The sequence below is a fragment of the Citrobacter telavivensis genome (assembly GCA_009363175.1).
In the GTDB taxonomy this organism is placed as follows: domain Bacteria; phylum Pseudomonadota; class Gammaproteobacteria; order Enterobacterales; family Enterobacteriaceae; genus Citrobacter_A; species Citrobacter_A telavivensis.
On record CP045205.1, the window covers coordinates 5,315,541 to 5,337,194 of the forward strand.

The 21,654-nt window shown below is 53.0% G+C and carries 18 protein-coding genes and 1 tRNA gene; 4 read left to right on the top strand and 15 right to left on the bottom strand.

What is annotated here, in order from left to right; translation table 11 throughout:
- The first annotated feature begins 215 nt into the window (after window positions 1–215).
- From GBC03_27965 to GBC03_27975, 3 genes are all read left to right on the top strand, one after another.
- The gene (locus GBC03_27965) at window positions 216–1,211 is read left to right on the top strand and encodes a U32 family peptidase (protein ID QFS73776.1); all 996 of its coding nucleotides are present in this window, start codon (window positions 216–218) and stop codon (window positions 1,209–1,211) included.
- Window positions 1,202–2,098, top strand: a complete 897-nt coding sequence (locus tag GBC03_27970) for a U32 family peptidase (GenBank protein QFS73777.1) — start codon at window positions 1,202–1,204, stop codon at window positions 2,096–2,098. Before GBC03_27965 ends, GBC03_27970 begins: the two co-directional genes overlap by 10 nt.
- 166 nt (window positions 2,099–2,264) lie before the next feature.
- The gene (locus GBC03_27975) at window positions 2,265–3,272 is read left to right on the top strand and encodes a luciferase-like monooxygenase (protein QFS73778.1); all 1,008 of its coding nucleotides are present in this window, start codon (window positions 2,265–2,267) and stop codon (window positions 3,270–3,272) included.
- Window positions 3,273–3,356: 84 nt separating this feature from the next.
- Here GBC03_27975 and GBC03_27980 read toward each other — a convergent pair whose 3' ends face one another.
- From GBC03_27980 to GBC03_28035, 12 genes are all read right to left on the bottom strand, one after another.
- Window positions 3,357–4,601, bottom strand: a complete 1,245-nt coding sequence (locus GBC03_27980; GenBank protein ID QFS73779.1) for a tryptophan permease — start codon at window positions 4,599–4,601, stop codon at window positions 3,357–3,359.
- Between the two features lie 143 nt (window positions 4,602–4,744).
- Window positions 4,745–6,637, bottom strand: coding sequence for a DEAD/DEAH family ATP-dependent RNA helicase (locus GBC03_27985; protein QFS73780.1), 1,893 nt, complete (start codon window positions 6,635–6,637; stop codon window positions 4,745–4,747).
- Complete coding sequence (yrbN, locus tag GBC03_27990; GenBank protein QFS74151.1) at window positions 6,630–6,710, bottom strand: protein YrbN; 81 nt, start codon at window positions 6,708–6,710, stop codon at window positions 6,630–6,632. The genes GBC03_27985 and yrbN overlap by 8 nt, the downstream gene beginning before the upstream one ends.
- A gap of 106 nt (window positions 6,711–6,816) precedes the next feature.
- Entirely contained in the window at window positions 6,817–7,701 is an 885-nt protein-coding gene (gene nlpI / locus GBC03_27995) for a lipoprotein NlpI (protein QFS73781.1), read from the bottom strand.
- Between the two features lie 109 nt (window positions 7,702–7,810).
- Entirely contained in the window at window positions 7,811–9,946 is a 2,136-nt protein-coding gene (gene pnp / locus GBC03_28000; protein ID QFS73782.1) for a polyribonucleotide nucleotidyltransferase, read from the bottom strand.
- Between the two features lie 244 nt (window positions 9,947–10,190).
- Window positions 10,191–10,460 (bottom strand): 30S ribosomal protein S15, encoded by a 270-nt coding sequence (gene rpsO, locus GBC03_28005; GenBank protein QFS73783.1) that lies wholly within the window; start codon window positions 10,458–10,460, stop codon window positions 10,191–10,193.
- A 149-nt stretch (window positions 10,461–10,609) separates the two neighbouring features.
- A complete protein-coding gene (gene truB, locus GBC03_28010) occupies window positions 10,610–11,554 on the bottom strand; it encodes a tRNA pseudouridine(55) synthase TruB (protein ID QFS73784.1) in 945 nt (314 codons plus the stop codon).
- Entirely contained in the window at window positions 11,554–11,955 is a 402-nt protein-coding gene (gene rbfA, locus GBC03_28015; GenBank protein ID QFS73785.1) for a 30S ribosome-binding factor RbfA, read from the bottom strand. Before rbfA ends, truB begins: the two co-directional genes overlap by 1 nt.
- A gap of 148 nt (window positions 11,956–12,103) precedes the next feature.
- Entirely contained in the window at window positions 12,104–14,794 is a 2,691-nt protein-coding gene (gene infB, locus GBC03_28020; protein ID QFS73786.1) for a translation initiation factor IF-2, read from the bottom strand.
- 24 nt (window positions 14,795–14,818) lie between these two features.
- On the bottom strand, window positions 14,819–16,306 hold the full coding sequence (nusA, locus tag GBC03_28025; protein ID QFS73787.1) for a transcription termination/antitermination protein NusA: 1,488 nt from the start codon (window positions 16,304–16,306) through the stop codon (window positions 14,819–14,821).
- 27 nt (window positions 16,307–16,333) lie between these two features.
- Window positions 16,334–16,786: a ribosome maturation factor RimP gene (gene rimP / locus GBC03_28030; GenBank protein ID QFS73788.1), complete on the bottom strand. Its 453-nt coding sequence runs from the start codon at window positions 16,784–16,786 to the stop codon at window positions 16,334–16,336.
- A gap of 207 nt (window positions 16,787–16,993) precedes the next feature.
- Window positions 16,994–17,070 (bottom strand) — tRNA-Met (locus GBC03_28035).
- A 298-nt stretch (window positions 17,071–17,368) separates the two neighbouring features.
- Between GBC03_28035 and argG the strand changes: the two genes are divergently transcribed.
- Complete coding sequence (gene argG, locus GBC03_28040; GenBank protein QFS73789.1) at window positions 17,369–18,712, top strand: argininosuccinate synthase; 1,344 nt, start codon at window positions 17,369–17,371, stop codon at window positions 18,710–18,712.
- Window positions 18,713–18,772: 60 nt separating this feature from the next.
- On the opposite strand, the gene GBC03_28045 is transcribed toward argG, so the two are convergent.
- The 3 genes from GBC03_28045 to dctA all read right to left on the bottom strand — a co-directional run bounded on the left by GBC03_28045 (window position 18,773) and on the right by dctA (window position 21,651).
- The gene (locus GBC03_28045) at window positions 18,773–19,453 is read right to left on the bottom strand and encodes a porin (GenBank protein ID QFS73790.1); all 681 of its coding nucleotides are present in this window, start codon (window positions 19,451–19,453) and stop codon (window positions 18,773–18,775) included.
- A 189-nt stretch (window positions 19,454–19,642) separates the two neighbouring features.
- The gene (locus GBC03_28050) at window positions 19,643–20,338 is read right to left on the bottom strand and encodes an RraA family protein (protein QFS73791.1); all 696 of its coding nucleotides are present in this window, start codon (window positions 20,336–20,338) and stop codon (window positions 19,643–19,645) included.
- Window positions 20,339–20,352: 14 nt separating this feature from the next.
- Complete coding sequence (dctA, locus tag GBC03_28055; protein ID QFS73792.1) at window positions 20,353–21,651, bottom strand: C4-dicarboxylate transporter DctA; 1,299 nt, start codon at window positions 21,649–21,651, stop codon at window positions 20,353–20,355.
- Between the last annotated feature and the right edge of the window lie 3 nt (window positions 21,652–21,654).

Consider the following 21,654-nt stretch of genomic DNA (forward strand, 5'->3'; position numbering starts at 1 on the left):
TTACTCCCTGTTTCAATTATCCTGCTATTCTGCCATATCAGATAAACGACATAGCGGCGTAAATCAACAATTGCGTGCGAAATCCCTAACTCTTTATTGCTGATATCAATACGACTTTAACTGCCTTAAATCAAAAATTGTCGCAGCAAGGTTAACTAAAATCCTTGTTCGTTAACAATTATGCGTCCCAGGCGGCGCAATCTTCAGGATAAATTATGGAGCTGCTCTGCCCTGCCGGAAATCTCCCGGCGCTTAAGGCGGCCATCGAAAACGGCGCTGATGCCGTTTATATCGGGCTTAAAGATGATACCAACGCCCGCCACTTCGCCGGCCTTAACTTTACCGAGAAGAAATTGCAGGAAGCGGTGAGCTTTGTCCACCAACACCGCCGCAAATTACACATCGCCATTAACACGTTTGCGCATCCGGACGGCTATGCCCGCTGGCAGCGTGCGGTGGATATGGCTGCGCAACTGGGGGCGGATGCGCTGATCCTCGCGGATCTCGCTATGCTCGAGTATGCCGCAGTTCGTTACCCGCATATTGAGCGCCATGTCTCTGTTCAGGCCTCGGCTACCAATGAAGAAGCGATCAACTTTTATCATCGCAATTTTGATGTTGATCGCGTCGTCCTGCCGCGCGTGCTCTCTATCCATCAGGTGAAACAGCTTGCCCGCGTGACGCCGGTGCCACTGGAGGTTTTTGCTTTCGGCAGTCTGTGCATTATGGCCGAAGGCCGCTGTTACCTCTCATCCTATTTGACCGGTGAATCCCCCAATACAGTAGGGGCCTGTTCCCCTGCCCGCTTTGTGCGCTGGCAGCAGACGCCCCAGGGGCTGGAATCACGGCTGAATGAAGTGCTGATCGACCGCTATCAGGACGGGGAGAACGCCGGTTATCCGACGCTGTGTAAAGGTCGCTATCTGGTCGACGGCGAGCGTTACCACGCGCTGGAAGAACCGACTAGCCTGAACACGCTGGAGCTACTGCCGGAACTGCTGGCGGCAAATATTGCCTCGGTGAAAATCGAAGGTCGTCAGCGCAGCCCGGCCTATGTCAGCCAGGTTGCGAAAGTGTGGCGTCAGGCGATCGACCGCTGCATAGCCGACCCGCAGAACTATGCGCCGCAGGCAGACTGGATGGAGACGCTCGGCGCGATGTCCGAAGGCACTCAGACGACGCTTGGCGCCTATCACCGTAAATGGCAGTGAGAAAAGCAATGAAATATTCCTTAGGGCCGGTGCTTTACTACTGGCCGAAAGAAACGCTGGAAGGCTTTTATCAGCAGGCAGCCACCAGCAGCGCTGATGTTATCTATCTCGGCGAAGCGGTGTGCAGCAAACGCCGCGCCACCAAAGTCGGCGACTGGCTGGATATGGCGAAATCGCTCGCCGGTAGCGGTAAGCAGGTGGTGCTTTCGACGCTGGCGCTGGTGCAAGCCTCTTCTGAGTTGAACGAACTGAAGCGCTATGTCGAAAATGGCGACTTTCTGCTGGAAGCCAGCGATCTTGGCGTGGTGAATATGTGCGCCGACCGCAAGCTACCGTTTGTCGCCGGACACGCGCTGAACTGCTACAACGCCGTCACGCTGCGCCTGCTGCTCAAACAAGGGATGGTGCGCTGGTGCATGCCGGTGGAGCTTTCCCGCGACTGGCTGATAAACCTGCTCAATCAGTGTGATGAACTGGGGATTCGCCAGCAGTTTGAAGTGGAAGTCCTGAGCTATGGGCATCTGCCGCTGGCTTACTCCGCCCGCTGCTTTACCGCCCGCTCGGAAGATCGTCCGAAAGATGAGTGCGAAACCTGCTGCATCAAGTACCCTAACGGCCGCGACGTACTCTCCCAGGAAAATCAACAGGTGTTCGTCCTCAATGGCATTCAGACCATGAGCGGCTATATCTACAACCTCGGCAACGAACTGACGTCAATGCAGGGGCTGGTGGACATCGTGCGCCTGTCTCCGCTGGGCACGGAGACATTCGCAATGCTCGACGCCTTCCGCGCTAACGAAACGGGGCGCGCTCCGCTACCACTCGCTGCACACAGCGACTGCAACGGCTACTGGAAACGTCTGGCCGGTCTGGAATTGCAGGCCTAATGCCTCTCTGCCGGATGGCGGCATAACTGCCTTATCCGGCCTACTCCAGGCCTGATCATCAGGTATTTTCTGTCCGCCACGCGTTTTATAAAGCTCACTTTGTTAACTACGGTTATCATTTTTTAATGCACTATTAAAAAATATGCCGATGACAAAGTGAGCCATTATGACTGACAAAACCATTCCTTTCTCGGTGCTGGATCTGGCACCGATCTCCGACGGATCCTCAGCAAAAGAGGCATTCTCACACTCGCTGGATCTCGCACGCCTCGCAGAAAAAAGAGGCTATCATCGCTACTGGCTGGCGGAACACCACAACATGACCGGTATCGCCAGCGCGGCAACCTCAGTGCTGATTGGCTATCTGGCCGCGAACACCCAGACTTTGCATCTCGGTTCCGGCGGCGTCATGCTCCCCAACCACTCACCGCTGGTGATCGCTGAGCAGTTCGGTACGCTGAACACGCTCTATCCGGGACGCATTGATCTCGGCTTAGGACGCGCGCCGGGTAGCGATCAGCCGACGATGCGGGCGCTGCGCCGTCATATGGGCGGTGATATCGATAACTTCCCTCGCGACGTCGCTGAACTGGTGGACTGGTTTGATGCACGCGATCCCAATCCGCAGGTACGCCCGGTTCCTGGCTACGGCGAGAAGATCCCGGTCTGGCTGTTAGGCTCCAGCCTCTATAGCGCGCAGTTAGCCGCACAGCTTGGTCTGCCGTTCGCTTTTGCCTCCCACTTCGCGCCGGATATGCTGTTCCAGGCGCTGCATATGTACCGCACTCAGTTCAAGCCGTCAGCGCGGCTGGAAAAACCGTATGCGATGGTGTGCATCAATATCATTGCCGCCGACAGTAACCGTGATGCGGAGTATTTGTTCACCTCGATGCAGCAAGCCTTCGTGAAGTTGCGGCGTGGTGAAACGGGCCAGCTCCCGGCACCGATTCAAAATATGGATCAGTTCTGGTCGCCATCAGAACAGTACGGTGTGCAGCAGGCGCTGAGTATGTCGCTGGTGGGGGATAAAGCGAAAGTAGGCCACGGGCTAGAGTCTATTCTGCGTGAAACCCAGGCGGACGAGATTATGGTTAACGGGCAGATTTTTGACCATCAGGCGCGTCTGCATTCGTTTGAACTGGCGATGGATCTGAAAAAAGAGTTGTTGGGATAGTTTTTTGCCCGGTGGCGCTACGCTTACCGGGCCTGGAAATCCACGTAGGCCGGATAAGGCGCAGCCGCCATCCGGCAACATGTTTTACTGATACACCGGCAGCAAATTAAAGCTCGACAGGATGTGTACCAGCGCGTTACCCACCCCGAAAACCAGAATCAGGACAATCATCGGCTTACCGCCCCAGACGCGGAATTTCGGGCTACCGAAGCGCTGACGTGATTTACGTGCCAACAATGCCGGCACAATCGCAGCCCAGATGGTCGCCGCCAGTCCTGCATAGCCAATGGCATACAGGAATCCGTTCGGCCACAGCAGTCCCCCGACGATCGGCGGAACAAAGGTGAGCAGCGCCGTTTTGAAGCGTCCTGGCGCCGAATCGTCAAAACCAAACAGATCGGCCAGATAGTCAAACAGTCCCAGCGTGACGCCGAGGAATGAACTCGCCACCGCAAAGTTAGAAAACACCACCAGCAGCAGATCCAGACTACGACTGTTCAGCACGCCGCTCAGCGCCTGCACCAGCACATCAATATTGCCGCCCTCTCGCGCAATGCCGATAAACTCTGGGCGCGGAATGTTCCCCATCGTCCCCAGCAACCAGACGGTGTACAGCATCAGCGCCAGCAGCGTCCCGTAGACCAGGCACTTCACAATGGTGCGAGGGTCTTTACCGTAGTATTTCATCAGGCTCGGGACGTTACCGTGATAGCCAAACGACGCCAGACAGAACGGCAGCGTCATCAACAGATACGGCGTATAAGAGGCGTTACTTTCCGCGACGTTAAACAGCGTAGTCGGCGTAACGTGCCCAAGCAGACTGCCGAAGGTCAGGAAGAAAGTAATGACCTTCGCACCCAGCACGATAGCCGTCATGCGACTCACCGCTTTGGTGCTCAGCCACACCACAAACGCCACCAACAGCGCAAAACCAAAACCTGCCGCACGGGCGGGCACGTTCAGCGACATCTCGCTGAAGGTATGGTGCAGAATCGAACCGCTCGCCGAAATATAGGCGTAGGTCAGGATATAGAGTACGAAGGCAATAGAGATACCGTTGACCACGTTCCAGCCTTTGCCCAGCAGATCTTTGGTGATGGTGTCGAAGCTCGAGCCAATTCGGTAGTTGAGGTTTGCTTCCAGGATCATCAGACCGGAATGCAGCATGCAGAACCAGGTAAAGACCAGCGCCGCCATTGACCAGAAAAACCAGCTACCTGCCATAACCACCGGTAAAGAAAACATCCCTGCGCCGATAATGGTGCCGCCGATAATCACCACGCCGCCAAGCAGCGAAGGTGATGTCTGGGTGGTGGTTAGTGTTGCCATTTAGCGATTTCTCCAGCGAATAATGTTGTGACCGCATTTTAGTGCGTTGCACTGTACCAGTACAATAGTACAAATGAAATAAAAAAAGCCCCGATGATTTTATCGGGGCTGTATCTATTACTTTACGTCAGCAAACGAAAGGTTTACGCGTCACGACGACGGCTGGTACCGTCTTCACGACGTGGCGCACGACTACCTTCACGACGTTCGCCGCTGAAACGACGACCATCACCACGACCGCCTTCACGACGCTCACCGCCGAAACCGCGACCGCCTTCACGACGTTCGCCGCCGAAGCTACGACCACCGCCACGACGTTCAGTGTGCGGCTGTGCATCGCCCACTAACTGCATGTTCATCGGTTTGTTAAGGATGCGGGTACGCGTAAAGTGCTGCAGTACTTCACCCGGCATACCTTTCGGCAGTTCGATGGTGGAGTGCGATGCGAACAGCTTGATGTTACCAATGTAACGGCTGCTGATGTCGCCTTCGTTGGCGATCGCACCAACGATATGACGCACTTCCACGCCGTCATCACGACCCACTTCAATACGGTACAGTTGCATATCGCCAACGTCACGACGTTCACGACGCGGACGGTCTTCACCGCTGCGTTCTGGACGGTCGCCACGCGGGCCACGATCGTTACGGTCACGCGGACCACGATCGTCACGATCGCGGAATTCACGCTTCGGACGCATCGGCGCATCTGGCGGAACGATCAGAGTACGTTCGCCCTGTGCCATTTTCAGCAGAGCGGCAGCCAGCGTTTCGATATCCAGCTCTTCGTCTTCCGCTGTCGGCTGCAGTTTAGCCAGCAGCGCACGGTACTGATCCAGATCGCTACTTTCCAGCTGTTGCTGTACTTTGGCCGCAAATTTTTCCAGACGGCGTTTGCCCAGCAGGTCTGCGTTCGGCAGTTCAACTTCCGGAATAGTCAGCTTCATGGTGCGTTCGATGTTACGCAGCAGACGACGCTCGCGGTTCTCAACGAACAGCAGCGCACGACCTGCACGACCCGCACGACCGGTACGGCCAATACGGTGAACGTAAGACTCGGAATCCATCGGGATATCGTAGTTTACCACCAGGCTGATACGCTCAACGTCCAGGCCACGGGCCGCAACGTCGGTAGCAATCAGGATATCCAGACGACCATCTTTCAGACGTTCCAGCGTCTGCTCACGCAGCGCCTGGTTCATGTCGCCATTCAGCGCGGCGCTGTTATAGCCGCTACGCTCCAGCGCTTCAGCCACTTCCAGCGTCGCGTTTTTGGTACGAACGAAGATAATCGCCGCATCAAAATCTTCCGCTTCCAGGAAACGCACTAGCGCTTCGTTCTTACGCATACCCCAGACAGTCCAGTAGCTCTGGCTGATGTCCGGACGGGTAGTGACGCTGGACTGAATGCGCACTTCCTGCGGCTCTTTCATAAAGCGACGGGTAATGCGACGAATCGCTTCCGGCATGGTGGCAGAGAACAGAGCGGTCTGATGACCTTCCGGGATCTGCGCCATGATGGTTTCAACGTCTTCGATGAAGCCCATGCGCAGCATTTCGTCAGCTTCATCCAGAACCAGACCGCTCAGTTTAGAGAGGTCCAGGGTGCCGCGTTTCAGGTGATCCAGCAGACGACCCGGCGTACCGACGACGATCTGCGGCCCTTGACGCAGGGCGCGTAACTGCACGTCATAACGCTGGCCGCCGTACAGGGCAACCACGTTCACGCCGCGCATGTGTTTAGAGAAATCCGTCATGGCTTCGGCAACCTGAACCGCCAGTTCGCGGGTCGGTGCCAGCACCAGGATTTGAGGTGCTTTCAGCTCAGGATCAAGATTGTTGAGCAGCGGTAAGGAGAACGCTGCAGTTTTACCGCTACCGGTCTGGGCCATGCCCAGTACGTCACGACCGTTCAGCAAGTGTGGAATACACTCAGACTGGATCGGTGATGGTTTTTCGTAACCCAGATCGTTAAGGGCTTCAAGGATAGGAGCCTTCAGGCCCAGATCTGCAAAAGTGGTTTCGAATTCAGCCATGTAGTACGTGTGCCTCAAAATTAATGGCGGCCAGTCTACATAACTCATCATGAAATTGATCTGCAATTTTCATTGAAAAGTGTGAACCGGCTCAAAGTAGGTGTATTAACGAACAACAACGCCCTCACCCGTGAAGGTGATGGCAATCAAAAAAGATTACGGGCTGATGTGTACGTCAGCTATTGCTGGTCCGATTCTGCCAGGTCATCTTGGTCCTGGCCCAGGAGCGATAATTCCAACAATGCATATCGGTGCTCAACAAAGTTATGAACGTTGTTAGCCACCGCCAGTTTGAACAATGCCGTAGCGTTGTCCAAATCCCCCAGACTTAGGTAGTACTTACCTAAATAGAAGTTGGTTTCACTGAGATGCTCAGCGAGCGAGGTGTTATCCGTTGCGTCCGCCTTGAGCTTTTCCATCAGCGATGCTTCGCTAAGGTTGCCCAGGTAGAACTCGACAATGTTCCATCCCCATTGTTCTTTATCCGATTTCTCGAAGCGCTGTTTCAGCGCGACTTTTGCCTGCTTCTCATCGAGCTTCTGCTCAGCGAGATAAAGCCACAGGCTGCGGAAAGGATCATTGGGATCGTCTTGATAAAACGCCAGCAGATCATCTTGCGCTAACTTGTCGCGACCGCCGTAATACAATGCGATACCGCGATTTAAGTGCGCGTAGTTGTAAGTTGGATCAAGCTCAAGTACAGAATCAAACGCTTCATAGGCAGCATCAAAATTGCCTGCCTGCGTTAAATAAATGCCTAAGTAATTGAATACTTCAGGCATATCGGGTCGGATTGCCAACGCTTGTGAAAAATCATTTCGCGCTAATGCCCTCAGACCGAGACTATCATACAACACTCCGCGCTCATATAAAAGCTGTGCGCGTTCGTCATCGGTTAAAGCCCGACTGGCAAGAATTTGTTCCATGCGTGCCAGAATCACTTCCTGCTGCAAAGTCGGTTGCAATGGTACTGCGAGGACTTCACTCTTACGCCAGGTGGAATTACTGCATCCAGCCAGCGTGAGTGCTGTTGCCACGAAACACCAGCGCAAAAAAGGCGTCATTTCCCACTCCCGAAGACAACGATTAATTGAACGTCCTGTTCCCCGGTTGCTAACAAGGCGTCCTGCCAGGTTAAAAGCCCTCCGCAACCGCGGAGGGCAAATGGCAACCTTACTCGCCCTGCTGGCTAGCCGGAGCTTCCGGTGCAGCCGCTGGCTGAGATTGTTCAGTTGCTTCTTTAATGCTCAAACGTACACGGCCCTGGCGATCGACTTCCAGAACTTTAACCGGTACTTCCTGACCCATCTGCAGGTAATCGGTCACTTTCTCTACGCGCTTATCCGCGATCTGAGAGATGTGAACCAGACCTTCTTTACCGCCGCCGATGGCAACAAATGCGCCAAAGTCAACGATACGGGTCACTTTACCATTGTAGATACGACCGACTTCGATTTCTGCCGTGATCTCTTCGATACGACGGATAGCGTGTTTCGCTTTCTCACCGTCGGTCGCCGCGATCTTCACAGTACCGTCATCTTCGATTTCGATGGTGGTGCCGGTTTCTTCGGTCAGCGCACGGATCACAGAACCGCCCTTACCGATCACGTCTTTGATCTTGTCCGGGTTGATCTTGATGGTGTGGATACGCGGAGCGAACTGAGAGATGTCGCCGCGCGGCGCGTTGATCGCCTGTTCCATCACGCCCAGGATGTGCAGACGCGCACCTTTAGCCTGGTTCAGTGCAACCTGCATGATCTCTTTGGTGATACCTTCAATTTTGATATCCATCTGCAGTGCAGAGATACCGTCGCGGGAACCCGCTACTTTGAAGTCCATATCGCCAAGGTGGTCTTCGTCGCCCAGGATGTCAGACAGTACGACAAAGTTGTCGCCTTCTTTCACCAGACCCATTGCGATACCCGCAACAGCAGCTTTGATTGGCACGCCTGCATCCATCAGGGCCAGGGAAGCGCCACACACGGAAGCCATGGAAGAAGAACCGTTAGATTCGGTGATTTCAGACACCACGCGAACGGTGTACGGGAATTTGTCAGCTTCCGGCATAACAGCCAGCACGCCGCGCTTCGCCAGACGACCGTGACCAATTTCACGACGCTTTGGAGAACCGACCATGCCGGTTTCACCTACGGAGTACGGAGGGAAGTTGTAGTGGAACAGGAAGTTGTCCGTGCGCTCGCCCATCAGTTCGTCAAGAACCTGTGCATCACGTGCGGTTCCCAGCGTTGCGGTAACCAGCGCCTGAGTTTCACCACGGGTGAACAGTGCAGAACCGTGAGTACGCGGCAGTACGCCAGTGCGCACGTCCAGACCACGGATCATGTCTTTTTCACGACCATCGATGCGCGGCTCACCGGCCAGTACACGGCTACGCACGACATTTTTCTCGATCGCGTGCAGGATTTCACCCAGTTCGTTAGCGTCCAGGGTTTCGTCTTCAGCAACCAGAGTCGCGATGGTTTCAGATTTGATCACGTCAACCTGAGCATAACGCTCTTGTTTGTCGGTGATACGGTAAGCATCGCTCAGGCGAGATTCAGCCAGTGCAGCAACGCGCGCGTTCAGCGCTTCGTCTACGACTTCCGGCTGCCAGTCCCAACGCGGTTTACCCGCTTCTTTCACCAGATCGTTGATCGCCTGGATAACCACCTGCTGCTGATCGTGGCCGAACACCACTGCGCCCAGCATTTGATCTTCGCTCAGCAGTTCCGCTTCGGATTCAACCATCAGTACGGCAGCTTCAGTACCGGCAACCACCAGATCCAGCTTGCTCTCTTTCAGCTCGTCCTGAGTCGGGTTCAGTACGTACTGGTCATTGATATAACCCACACGTGCCGCGCCGATTGGGCCGTTGAACGGAATACCGGACAGAGACAGCGCAGCAGAGGCACCGATCATCGCCACGATATCCGGGTTAACCTGCGGGTTAACGGAAACGACGGTCGCGATGACCTGAACTTCGTTCACGAAACCTTCCGGGAACAGCGGACGAACCGGGCGGTCAATCAGTCGTGCGATCAGGGTTTCGCCTTCGCTTGGACGGCCTTCACGACGGAAGAAGCTACCTGGGATACGACCAGCAGCGTAGGTACGCTCCTGATAGTTAACGGTCAGCGGGAAGAAGTCCTGACCCGGCTTCGCTTTTTTCTGGCCGACAACGGTAACGAATACCGCAGTGTCGTCCATGCTAACCATAACAGCGGCAGTAGCCTGACGGGCCATCATGCCGGTTTCCAGCGTAACGGTATGCTGACCGTACTGGAATTTACGAACGATCGGATTAAGCAAAATAATATCCTTTCAAATTTTAGGCGACACAAACTGAATCGCCGTTAATACCCGATCTTCTGCGCATCCTCGCGACTAATGACAACCCTAACCCATACGATATTGGGTAAAGCCTCTCATTAGCCGCGCGAACCTCTGCAACGGAAGATCATTCATAGCAACAATACAATAGTTTCCAGTGAATTGCTGCCATCTGCTTGAAAAAAGGGGCCATGAAGGCCCCCTTTTACGAAACTCGCAAGAATTAGCGACGCAGACCCAGACGCTCGATCAGCGCGGTGTAGCGTGCAACATCTTTACGTTTCAGGTAGTCGAGCAGTTTACGACGCTGAGAAACCATGCGCAGCAGACCACGACGGCTGTGGTGATCTTTTTTGTGCTCTGCAAAGTGGCCCTGCAGGTGGTTAATCTGTGCAGTCAACAGAGCAACCTGAACATCGGTAGAACCGGTGTCGTTTGCATCACGACCGAACTCAGAAACGATTTTAGCTGTAGCTTCAGTACTTAGAGACATTTTAAAACTCCAAAGTATTAAGTATGAAAGGACGCCGATCTCTAATTCAGCGTTCCCAGTGTACGCCGTGCGAACTGTTAAAAAATTCACGCAACGTTAAGCGGCAGTATTCTACTCGTAGCGCCTTCTTATCGCAAGACGAACCCGTGCTACGCCGGATACTCCACCACTAATCGGCGAGGAGCCACGCGACCTTCGTCGTCGATCTCACCCATGCCGATAAATTTACCGTCATCACCTTCCGTAACACGAACCAGCCCTTCCAGCGGCGCGCCGTTCGTGCGAACGGGGTTGCCGTTCTTAAAGTAAACTGAAGAGGTTAACGGCAAATTAACAACAGGATAGTCCGAAGCCGGACTGTCCATTGGCATCAGCAGCGAATCAAGCAACTGTGCTGCCGGAATCCCCTGTAGTTCCGCCTGTTCGACCATTTCACGCAGACGTTCCAGCGTGACCATACGATCCACCGGATATTTGCTGACCGTCAGACGACGCAGGAAGATAACGTGCGCACCGCATCCCAGTTTCTCACCCAGATCGTCAATAATGGTGCGAATATAGGTGCCTTTCGAGCAGTGCACTTCCAGCTCCAGTTCATCCCCTTCATGGCGGATAAACAGCAGCTCGTAAACGGTAATCGGTCGGGCTTCGCGCGGCACTTCAATGCCCTGACGCGCGTATTCGTACAGCTTTTTACCCTGATACTTCAGCGCCGAATACATCGACGGCACCTGTTCGATATCGCCGCGGAACGTGTCCAGCGCGGCAGCCAGCTGTTCAGGGGTGAAGGTGACCGGACGCTCCTGCACAATTTGCCCATCGGCATCGGAGGTGTCTGTACGCTGCCCCAGACGGGCAATCACCCGATAACGCTTGTCGGAATCCAGCAGATACTGCGAAAACTTGGTCGCTTCCCCGAGGCAAATCGGCAGCATACCGGTCGCTAGCGGATCCAGCGCCCCGGTATGCCCGGCGCGGTTGGCGTTATAGATGCGTTTTACTTTTTGCAGTACATCATTGCTGGACATGCCCTGCGGCTTATCCAGCAGCAGCACACCATGAATGTCGCGACCACGACGACGAGGACGACTCATTAGTCCTCCTTGCTGTCGTCCGGGTTTACACGACGTTCTTCGTCATGTTTAACCACGTTGGTCACCAGGTTGGACATCCGCATCCCTTCCACCAGCGAGTTATCGTAGAAGAAGGTCAGTTCCGGCACGATACGCAGACGCATCGCTTTACCCAACAGGCTACGGATGAAGCCAGACGCTTCCTGTAACGCTTTGATGCCCGCTTTAATCGCGTTTTCATCTTTGTCATTCAGGAAGGTGACATACACTTTGGCATACGCCAGATCGCGGGACATTTCGACCCCCGACACGGTGGTCATCATGCCCAGACGCGGGTCTTTAATTTCGCGCTGCAGGATGATTGCGATCTCTTTTTGCATCTCCTGTCCTACGCGCTGCGGGCGACCAAATTCTTTCGCCATAATAAATTCTCCAGACAAAAAAGGGGCCTTGAGCCCCTTTTAAAAATTATTGCCGGGTGGCGCTTTGAAGCCTGATGACGCTACGCTTATCAGGCCAACAACCCGGACGTAGGCCCGGTAAACGCAGTGCCACCGGGCATAACGAAGATTACGCGATGGTACGCTGAATCTCGATGATCTCGAACACTTCGATCATATCGCCAACGCGAACGTCGTTGTAGTTCTTCACGCCGATACCACATTCCATACCGTTACGGACTTCGTTAACGTCATCTTTGAAGCGGCGCAGGGATTCCAGCTCGCCTTCGTAGATAACCACGTTGTCACGCAGTACGCGGATTGGGTTGTGACGCTTAATCGTCCCTTCGGTAACCATACACCCTGCGATGGCACCAAATTTCGGAGATTTAAACACATCACGAACTTCAGCCAGACCGATGATCTGCTGTTTCAGTTCCGGAGACAGCATACCGCTCATCGCCGCTTTCACTTCATCGATCAGGTTATAGATGACGGAGTAGTAGCGCAGATCCAGGCTTTCAGATTCAATCACTTTACGTGCAGAGGCATCCGCACGAACGTTGAAGCCCACCAGAATCGCGTTGGACGCAGCGGCCAGGGTCGCGTCGGTTTCGGTGATACCACCGACACCAGAACCGATGATCTTCACTTTCACTTCGTCGGTAGACAGTTTCAGTAAGGAGTCGGAGATCGCTTCCACAGAACCCTGAACGTCGGCCTTCAGCACGATGTTCACTTCGTGAACTTCGCCTTCGGTCATGTTGGCGAACATGTTCTCGAGCTTAGATTTCTGCTGGCGAGCCAGTTTCACTTCACGGAATTTGCCCTGGCGATACAGCGCAACTTCACGTGCTTTCTTCTCGTCACGTACGACAGTCACTTCGTCACCGGCAGCCGGAACACCGGACAGCCCCAGGATTTCCACCGGAATGGACGGACCCGCTTCCAGCACTTCCTGACCCAGTTCGTTACGCATCGCGCGAACGCGACCGTATTCGAAGCCACACAGTACGATGTCGCCTTTATGCAGCGTACCTTCACGCACCAGTACAGTAGCAACCGGACCACGACCTTTATCCAGGAAGGATTCAATGACCGCACCGCTTGCCATCCCTTTACGTACTGCTTTCAGTTCCAGAACTTCGGCCTGCAGCAGGATTGCATCCAGCAGCTCGTCGATACCGGTACCTGCTTTTGCAGACACGTGCACAAACTGGCTCTCACCGCCCCACTCTTCCGGCAGGATGCCGTACTGGGACAGTTCGTTTTTAACGCGATCCGGATCGGCTTCCGGCTTATCGATTTTGTTCACTGCAACCACAACCGGCACACCCGCCGCTTTCGCGTGCTGGATAGCTTCGATGGTCTGCGGCATCACGCCATCGTCAGCGGCCACAACCAGAACCACGATATCCGTTGCCTGCGCACCACGTGCACGCATGGAGGTAAACGCGGCGTGACCCGGGGTATCCAGGAAGGTGATCATACCGTTGTCGGTTTCAACGTGGTAAGCACCGATGTGCTGAGTAATGCCGCCCGCTTCGCCAGAGGCCACTTTCGTTGAACGAATGTAGTCCAGCAGAGAGGTTTTACCGTGGTCAACGTGACCCATGATAGTCACAACCGGCGCACGCGGTTCAGCCGCAGCACCTGTGTCACGGTCGCTCATTACCGCTTCTTCCAGCTCGTTCTCACGACGCAGGATGACTTTGTGGCCCATCTCTTCGGCAACCAGCTGTGCGGTTTCCTGGTCGATCACCTGGTTGATGGTCGCCATTGCGCCCAGCTTCATCATCGCTTTGATGACCTGAGAGCCTTTAACTGCCATCTTGTTCGCCAGATCGCCAACGGTGATGGTTTCGCCAATCACAACGTCACGGTTAACCGCCTGCGCTGGCTTCTGGAAGCCCTGCTGCAGTGCGGAACCTTTACGCTGTTTGCCGCCTTTACCACCGCGAACCGCGGCACGCGCTTCTTCACGGTCAGCTTTAGATTCAGCGTGTTTGTTGCCTTTCTTCGCCGGACGCGCTGCTTTCGTGCTGCGACCACGGCCACGACCGCCTTCTACTTCACGATCGTTTTCGTCTTCGGCCTGGCGAGCGTGCTGAGAAGTGGTGACATGATAATCGCTCTTATCTTCTTCCACTTTTTCCTGCTCGGCCCATACGCCCGCGTTCTCTTCCGCCATACGGCGAGCTTCTTCCGCAACGCGGCGCGCTTCTTCTTCAAGCTTGCGACGTGCTTCTTCTTCCGCTTTACGCTTCAGCTCTGCAGCTTCATTCTCACGGCGGGCTTTCTCGGCCTGGGCGGTTTTGGTCATATCGTCAGTCTGTTGATTGCTCACTTTGTCTTTTTCCGCAGCTTCACGTTTCGCTTTATCAGCGGCGTCACGCTTAGCTTGTTCTGCGGCCTCACGGTCAGCTTTTTGTTGCGCCTCGCGTTTGGCCATTTCTTCTGCCTCACGACGGGCTTGCTCTTCCGCTTCACGCTGCGCTTGCTCTTCCGCAGCAAGGCGTTCGGCCTCTTGCGGATCACGTTTCACAAAGGTGCGCTTCTTGCGGACTTCGATTTGTACCGATTTGCTTTTTCCACCGGTACCAGGAATATTCAGGGTGCTACGCGTTTTACGCTGCAGCGTAAGCTTATCCGGGCCAGAACCATTTTCACGGTTCAGGTGCGCCAGTAAAGTCTGTTTTTCTTGTGCGGACACAGAGTCATCAGCAGACTTCGGGATACCGGCATCAGCAAATTGCTGTACCAGGCGATCCACGGAGGTCTGTATCTCTACGGCCAGCGCTTTTACGGTTACATCTGTCATGCTGTTCCTTCCTGCTACAGTTTATTACGCTTCGTCGCCGAACCAGCAAATATTACGGGCAGCCATAATCAGCTCACCGGCTTTTTCGTCGGTCAACCCTTCGATATCAGCCAGATCATCAATGCCCTGTTCGGCGAGATCTTCCAGCGTACAAACACCACGGGCAGCCAGTTTGAAGGCCATATCGCGATCTAATCCTTCCAGATTCAGCAGATCGTCAGCCGGCTTGTTATCACCGAGACTTTCTTCCTGGGCCAGTGCCAGAGTGGTCAGTGCGTTTTTAGCACGCTCGCGCAGTGCTTCAACGGTCGGCTCATCAAGGCCGTCAATTTCCAGCAGTTCTTTCATTGGCACGTAGGCCAATTCTTCCAGAGTTGCGAACCCTTCTTCAACCAGAACTGTGGCGAACTCTTCATCAATATCGAGATATTTGGTGAAGGTATCGATCGCGGCATGTGCTTCAGCCTGATGTTTAGCCTGGAGGTCATCAACGGTCATCACGTTGAGTTCCCAGCCGCTTAATTGCGAAGCCAGGCGGACGTTCTGACCATTACGTCCAATTGCTTGCGCCAGGTTACCGGCTTCAACGGCGATATCCATGGTGTGTTTATCTTCATCCACCACGATAGACGCAACGTCAGCAGGCGCCATAGCGTTAATGACGAACTGCGCCGGGTTATCATCCCACAGGACGATATCGATGCGCTCACCGCCCAGTTCGGTCGAGACCGCCTGAACGCGCGCGCCGCGCATACCGACACACGCACCGACCGGGTCGATTCGCTTGTCGTTGGTTTTCACTGCGATTTTCGCGCGAGAACCAGGATCACGAGCAGCAGCTTTAATTTCGATCACTTCTTCGCCAATTTCCGGCACTTCAATGCGGAACAGTTCGATCAGCATTTCCGGCTTGGAGCGGGTGACGAACAGTTGTGCACCGCGTGCTTCCGGGCGAACAGAGTAGAGAACACCACGAATACGGTCGCCTGGGCGGAAGTTTTCACGCGGCAGCATATCTTCACGCAGGATCACGGCTTCAGCATTGCTGCCCAGATCCAAAGAGATGTTGTCGCGGTTCACTTTCTTCACCACGCCGGTGATGATTTCACCTTCGTGTTCACGGAACTGATCGACAACCATCGCGCGTTCAGCTTCACGAACCTTCTGCACGATAACCTGTTTTGCCGTCTGGGTCGTGATACGGTCAAAAGTCACAGATTCAATCTGATCTTCAACGTAATCGCCCAGGTTCAGGCTTTCGTCTTCATAACGCGCGGCTTCCAGCGTGATTTCTTTCGTCGGCTGGGTCACTTCTTCCACGATCACCCAGCGACGGAAAGTGTCAAAATCACCGCTTTTACGATCGATTTCTACGCGAACGTCAATCTCTTGTTCATATTTTTTCTTTGTCGCTGTAGCCAGCGCACTTTCCAACGCTTCAAAAATTTTCTCGCGTGGCAGCGCCTTTTCATTGGATACGGCTTCAACAACAGCCAAAATTTCTTTGTTCATCGCGGGCTTTTCACCTCATCCAGACTGTTAAAAGTGGGGAACCAGGTTCGCCTTCTGGATATTACTCAGCGCGAACACTTCATCTTTTCCTTCGACTGTGACAGTGATCATTTCACCATCTACCGCTTTGATAACGCCCTGCCATTTACGGCGGTTCTGTACCGCCATGCGGAGTACCAGCGAAACTTCTTCACCCAGGAAACGCACATAGTGTTCAGCAGTGAACATTGGGCGGTCGAGACCCGGTGAGGAGACTTCCAGGTTGTAAGCCACAGTAATAGGATCTTCGACGTCCAGTACTGCGCTCACCTGATGGCTCACATCAGCACAATCATCAACATTGATGCCATCTTCACTATCAATATAGATGCGCAGTGTGGATGTGCGACCGCGAATAAATTCGATGCCGACCAGCTCATAACCTAAGGCTTCAACTGGTGCTGTAATCATCTCTGTTAATTTTTGCTCTAATGTGGACAAGCCCACCCCCAAGACATAAAAAAAGGGCCTAAAGCCCAGTTATTCTGTAGTCAGATAACAAAAAACCCCGATAAATCGGGGCTTTAGATAACTGAACCCTATAACCGCAACTGCGGTCTGGAGAACCTTCCGAAAGAATTTTTTTCAAATCCAGCTACGAAGGCCATAGTCTTCACAGTATATTTGAAAAAGAACTCTTAGGGAAAGTGGTTGCGGGGGCCGGATTTGAACCGACGACCTTCGGGTTATGAGCCCGACGAGCTACCAGGCTGCTCCACCCCGCGCCTGAAACGTGGCAAATTTTACTCGTTTTGGGTAAAAGATGCAAATACTGTTGGGATTTGGTACCGAGGACGGGACGTAAAATCTGCGCGTATTATATTGATTAACTCCCCATTGTGTCAACCTTGTTAACGACATAACCTGAGACGTCGTCGTCAGCGTTATTTGTGGAAAAAAGCACGAAACTCTTCCTGTCTCCGTAAAAAGATGATTAAATGAAAACTCATTTATTTTGCATAAACATGCACTGAGAGCAGAAAGCCGATCTCACCATCAGTCTATCAAGCAGGGTTTTATTTTATGACGACGATTCTCAAGCATCTCCCGGTAGGTCAACGTATTGGTATCGCTTTTTCCGGCGGCCTGGACACCAGCGCGGCACTGCTGTGGATGCGACAAAAAGGGGCTGTCCCATATGCATATACTGCGAACCTGGGTCAACCAGACGAGGAGGACTATGATGAGATCCCTCGTCGTGCAATGGAATACGGTGCAGAGAACGCTCGCCTGATCGACTGCCGTAAACAGCTGGTTGCTGAAGGTATCGCCGCGATTCAGTGTGGTGCATTCCATAACACCACCGGCGGGCTCACCTATTTCAATACTACGCCGCTGGGTCGTGCAGTCACCGGCACCATGCTGGTTGCAGCGATGAAAGAAGATGGCGTCAATATCTGGGGCGATGGCAGCACCTATAAAGGAAACGACATCGAGCGTTTCTATCGCTATGGCCTGCTGACCAACGCCGAATTGCAGATTTATAAACCATGGCTGGATACCGACTTTATCGATGAGCTGGGCGGTCGCCATGAGATGTCCGAGTTTATGATTGCCTGTGGATTCGACTACAAAATGTCCGTCGAAAAAGCCTACTCCACGGACTCCAACATGCTCGGCGCGACGCACGAAGCCAAAGACCTCGAATTCCTGAACTCCAGCGTCAAGATAGTCAACCCGATCATGGGCGTGAAGTTCTGGGATGAGAACGTGAAGATCGCGGCGGAAGAAGTCACCGTGCGTTTCGAACAGGGCCACCCGGTCGCGCTGAACGGTAAAACCTTCAGTGACGATGTAGAAATGATGCTGGAAGCGAACCGTATCGGCGGACGTCACGGTCTGGGGATGAGTGACCAGATTGAAAACCGTATAATCGAAGCCAAAAGTCGTGGTATTTACGAAGCCCCGGGAATGGCGCTGCTGCATATCGCCTACGAGCGTCTGCTGACGGGTATTCACAACGAAGATACCATCGAGCAGTATCACGCCCACGGTCGTCAACTGGGCCGCCTGCTGTATCAGGGCCGTTGGTTCGACTCTCAGGCACTGATGCTGCGTGATGGTCTGCAGCGTTGGGTCGCCAGCCAGATTACCGGTGAAGTGACTCTGGAACTGCGTCGCGGCAACGACTACTCGATCCTGAATACCGTGTCCGACAACCTGACCTACAAGCCAGAACGTCTGACCATGGAAAAAGGTGACTCCGTGTTCTCACCAGACGATCGTATTGGGCAACTGACCATGCGTAACCTGGACATCACCGATACCCGCGAGAAGCTGTTTGGCTATGCACAGTCCGGCCTGCTTTCAGCCTCTTCAGCAACAGGTTTGCCCCAGGTCGAAAACCTGGAAAACAAAGCGAAGTAACGGGTTTAAAATCTGAAAAAGGCCGCGAAAGCGGCCTTTTTTTGGGTCGTGTCACCTACATCAGAATGTATATTGCAGCCCTAAACGATATCGACTTTCGCGATCGTCTCGTATCGGGGATACCGCAACATTTCCCACCTCGACATAGGGCGTCCATTGCGCAGAGGCTTTCCATGCAATTCGGCCATTATATTCATAATCCTCTTTCTTATTATCATACTTGATTGCGTCGCTGTGCTTATAGACGTAATTGGTTTCAAAGGTGAGCGTGTTCCACCGATATCCCAGCCAGATATCGCCTCGGTTAATATGTTCGTCATCTTTGCCCGCGCTGGTATCCCGCGCATACTCATAACGATACCGTGCGGAAAGATAGAACCCCGAATCAAAGTTATACCAACCGCGTAAGTACGGTTTATAGATTGTTTTAGACGACGTGGTTTCGAACTCTACTCCGGGTTGTAAATCGATTACCGGAGTCAGTTTGTACGTGTAATTAAGCGAGTATTCGCTACCGTTGTCGACAATATCTGAAAACGGTTTATCCGTTGAATCTCCACCCGATTTAAATTTCCCTTCAACAAAGAATCCCACACCATTCGCAAACCGATGCGAAACCTGAATCCTGTCACGGTGAACTTTATTATCGTCGAGATACTCATGCCTGAAATCAAGCATGACCGCAGTCGAAGAAAATGCTGTCGTGAATAAAAAGAGGCTTAATACAATATTCCTTTTCATAATATTACCCTGTGATATTTATTTTTAAAAATACCAATTTCAGAATTGGTTGCAGGGGAAATACGCAGCCGTAATTAAACCGTTGCCAGATAACGTCAATAATTCTATTGACTCACGTTCTTAAACGACCAGACGTATTTATTCTTATCGTCACTCAATAAGGAGACGTTTCCTTTACAGCAACAACCGTTAACGCCAGATATCTTCAATAATTTCACATTGCTTACTGGCGAGCTCCCTGTCCACCCAACTGCGGTCAGCGTTACCCGCCCGGGTTGCCAGCAATTTTTTACTGTCAAAAAGCTGATATTTTTCAGCTTCTGCCAGAAGTGCTCGCGCATCTTGTCGGGCAATAACAATTACGCCATCACCATCGCCGACAATGATATCCCCCGGCATTACCGACATACCGCCGCAGGATATCGGCACATTAATCTCCCCCGGTCCGTCCTTAAAAGGACCCGCAGGCGTACTTCCCGTCGCGTAAACCGGAAATTCCATCGCCTGAATACTGTATAAATCACGCACAGGACCATCCAGAACGATCCCGCAGGCCTTACGCGTTTGGGCATACGTAATCATGATTTCACCCATCAGCGCCTGGCTATTACCGCCATCATTGGAGACCACCAGCACATCACCCGGTGTCAGGATATTTAATGCCTTATGGACCATTAAGTTATCACCGGCACGGGCTTTCACTGTCAGTGCCACCCCAACCATGTTGTCTTTACATGGCAAAGACAGTCGACGGATAGTGCTGTTCATCGCACTGAGTCTTCCCATGCAGTCGGCAATATTCGCGGCCGGGATAGCTTTAAATGCAGCAATCAGCTCCGGGTCCGGAAGATGACGCTGAGTAAATACTCTGAATCCATTGCTCATACTCTTTCCTCCTTTTATTTGAGTGTCTCAGAGCGATATTCCACCGCTGAGTTTTTTGACTGCGTGTTAAGCGTCTGGCGCATTTGTTCTTTATCAAGAACACCGTCCCATGCAGACACCGCAATGGCTGCAATACCGTTACCGATCAGGTTGACAATCGCCAGTCCGGTTCCGACAAAACGGTGGATACCCAGAATAAGAACCATCCCGGCGACAGGCACGACGGGCAGAACAATCAGGGTACTGGTTAACATGACAAATGCCGCACCCGTCACGCCTGCCGCGCCTTTAGAGGTCAACATCGCAACAAGGATCAAGATCATCTGGCTGGAGAAGGAAAGTTCCGTATTCGTCGCCTGGGCGATAAACAGGATGGCCATCGTCATATACAGGTTGGTGCCATTAAGATTGAACGAATACCCTGACGGTATGACAAGCGCCACTACCGGTTTTGGGCACCCCATCCGTTCCACTTTTTCCATCAGGTGAGGTAAGACGACCGATGAAGAACCCGTCCCCAGAATGATCAACAGTTCTTCTTTGATAAACCGGAGATAAGCGAACAGGCTGAAACGGCAGACGCTGGCGACAGCACCATAAACAACGACCACAAAAACAATCAGCAGCAGATAGAAGCCGAAGACCATTTTGACCAGCGGGATCAACGACGCAAGCCCATAGGCGCCGATGGTATACGCAATGGCGCCAAATGCCCCAATTGACGACAGTTTGGAGATCAGATGCACATTATGGAAAAAGACGCGGGACGCACTTTCAACAAACTGAAATACCGGACGCCCTTTCTCACCGATGGCTGACAAAGAATAACCAAACAGAATAGACACCATCAGAATGGCCAGCACATTCCCCGAAGAGAAGGCGCTTACAAAGGTTGATGGGATAATACCCATCACGAAAGTCACCACGTTCACTTCTTTGGCGCTCTCGGTATATTTGCTTATCGCTGAGGTATCCAGAGTGGAAAGCTCAACATTAAATCCGGCGCCAGGCTGGATAACATGGCCGCCAATCAGACCGATAATTAAGGCGACAATCGACATGACCGCAAAATAGATCAATGCCTTGCCGCCCACCCGGCCCAGTTCTTTCATATCGCGCATCCCGGCAATACCGGTGACGACGGTACAAAAAATGATCGGGCCAATGATCATGGCGATCAACTTAATGAAGCCATCGCCTAATGGCTTCATTTTTACTGCCAGATCCGGAAAGAAATAGCCAAGAGAAACACCAATCACAATCCCAACTATTACCTGAAAATAAAGTTCTTTATAAAATGGTTTGCTGGTCATCTT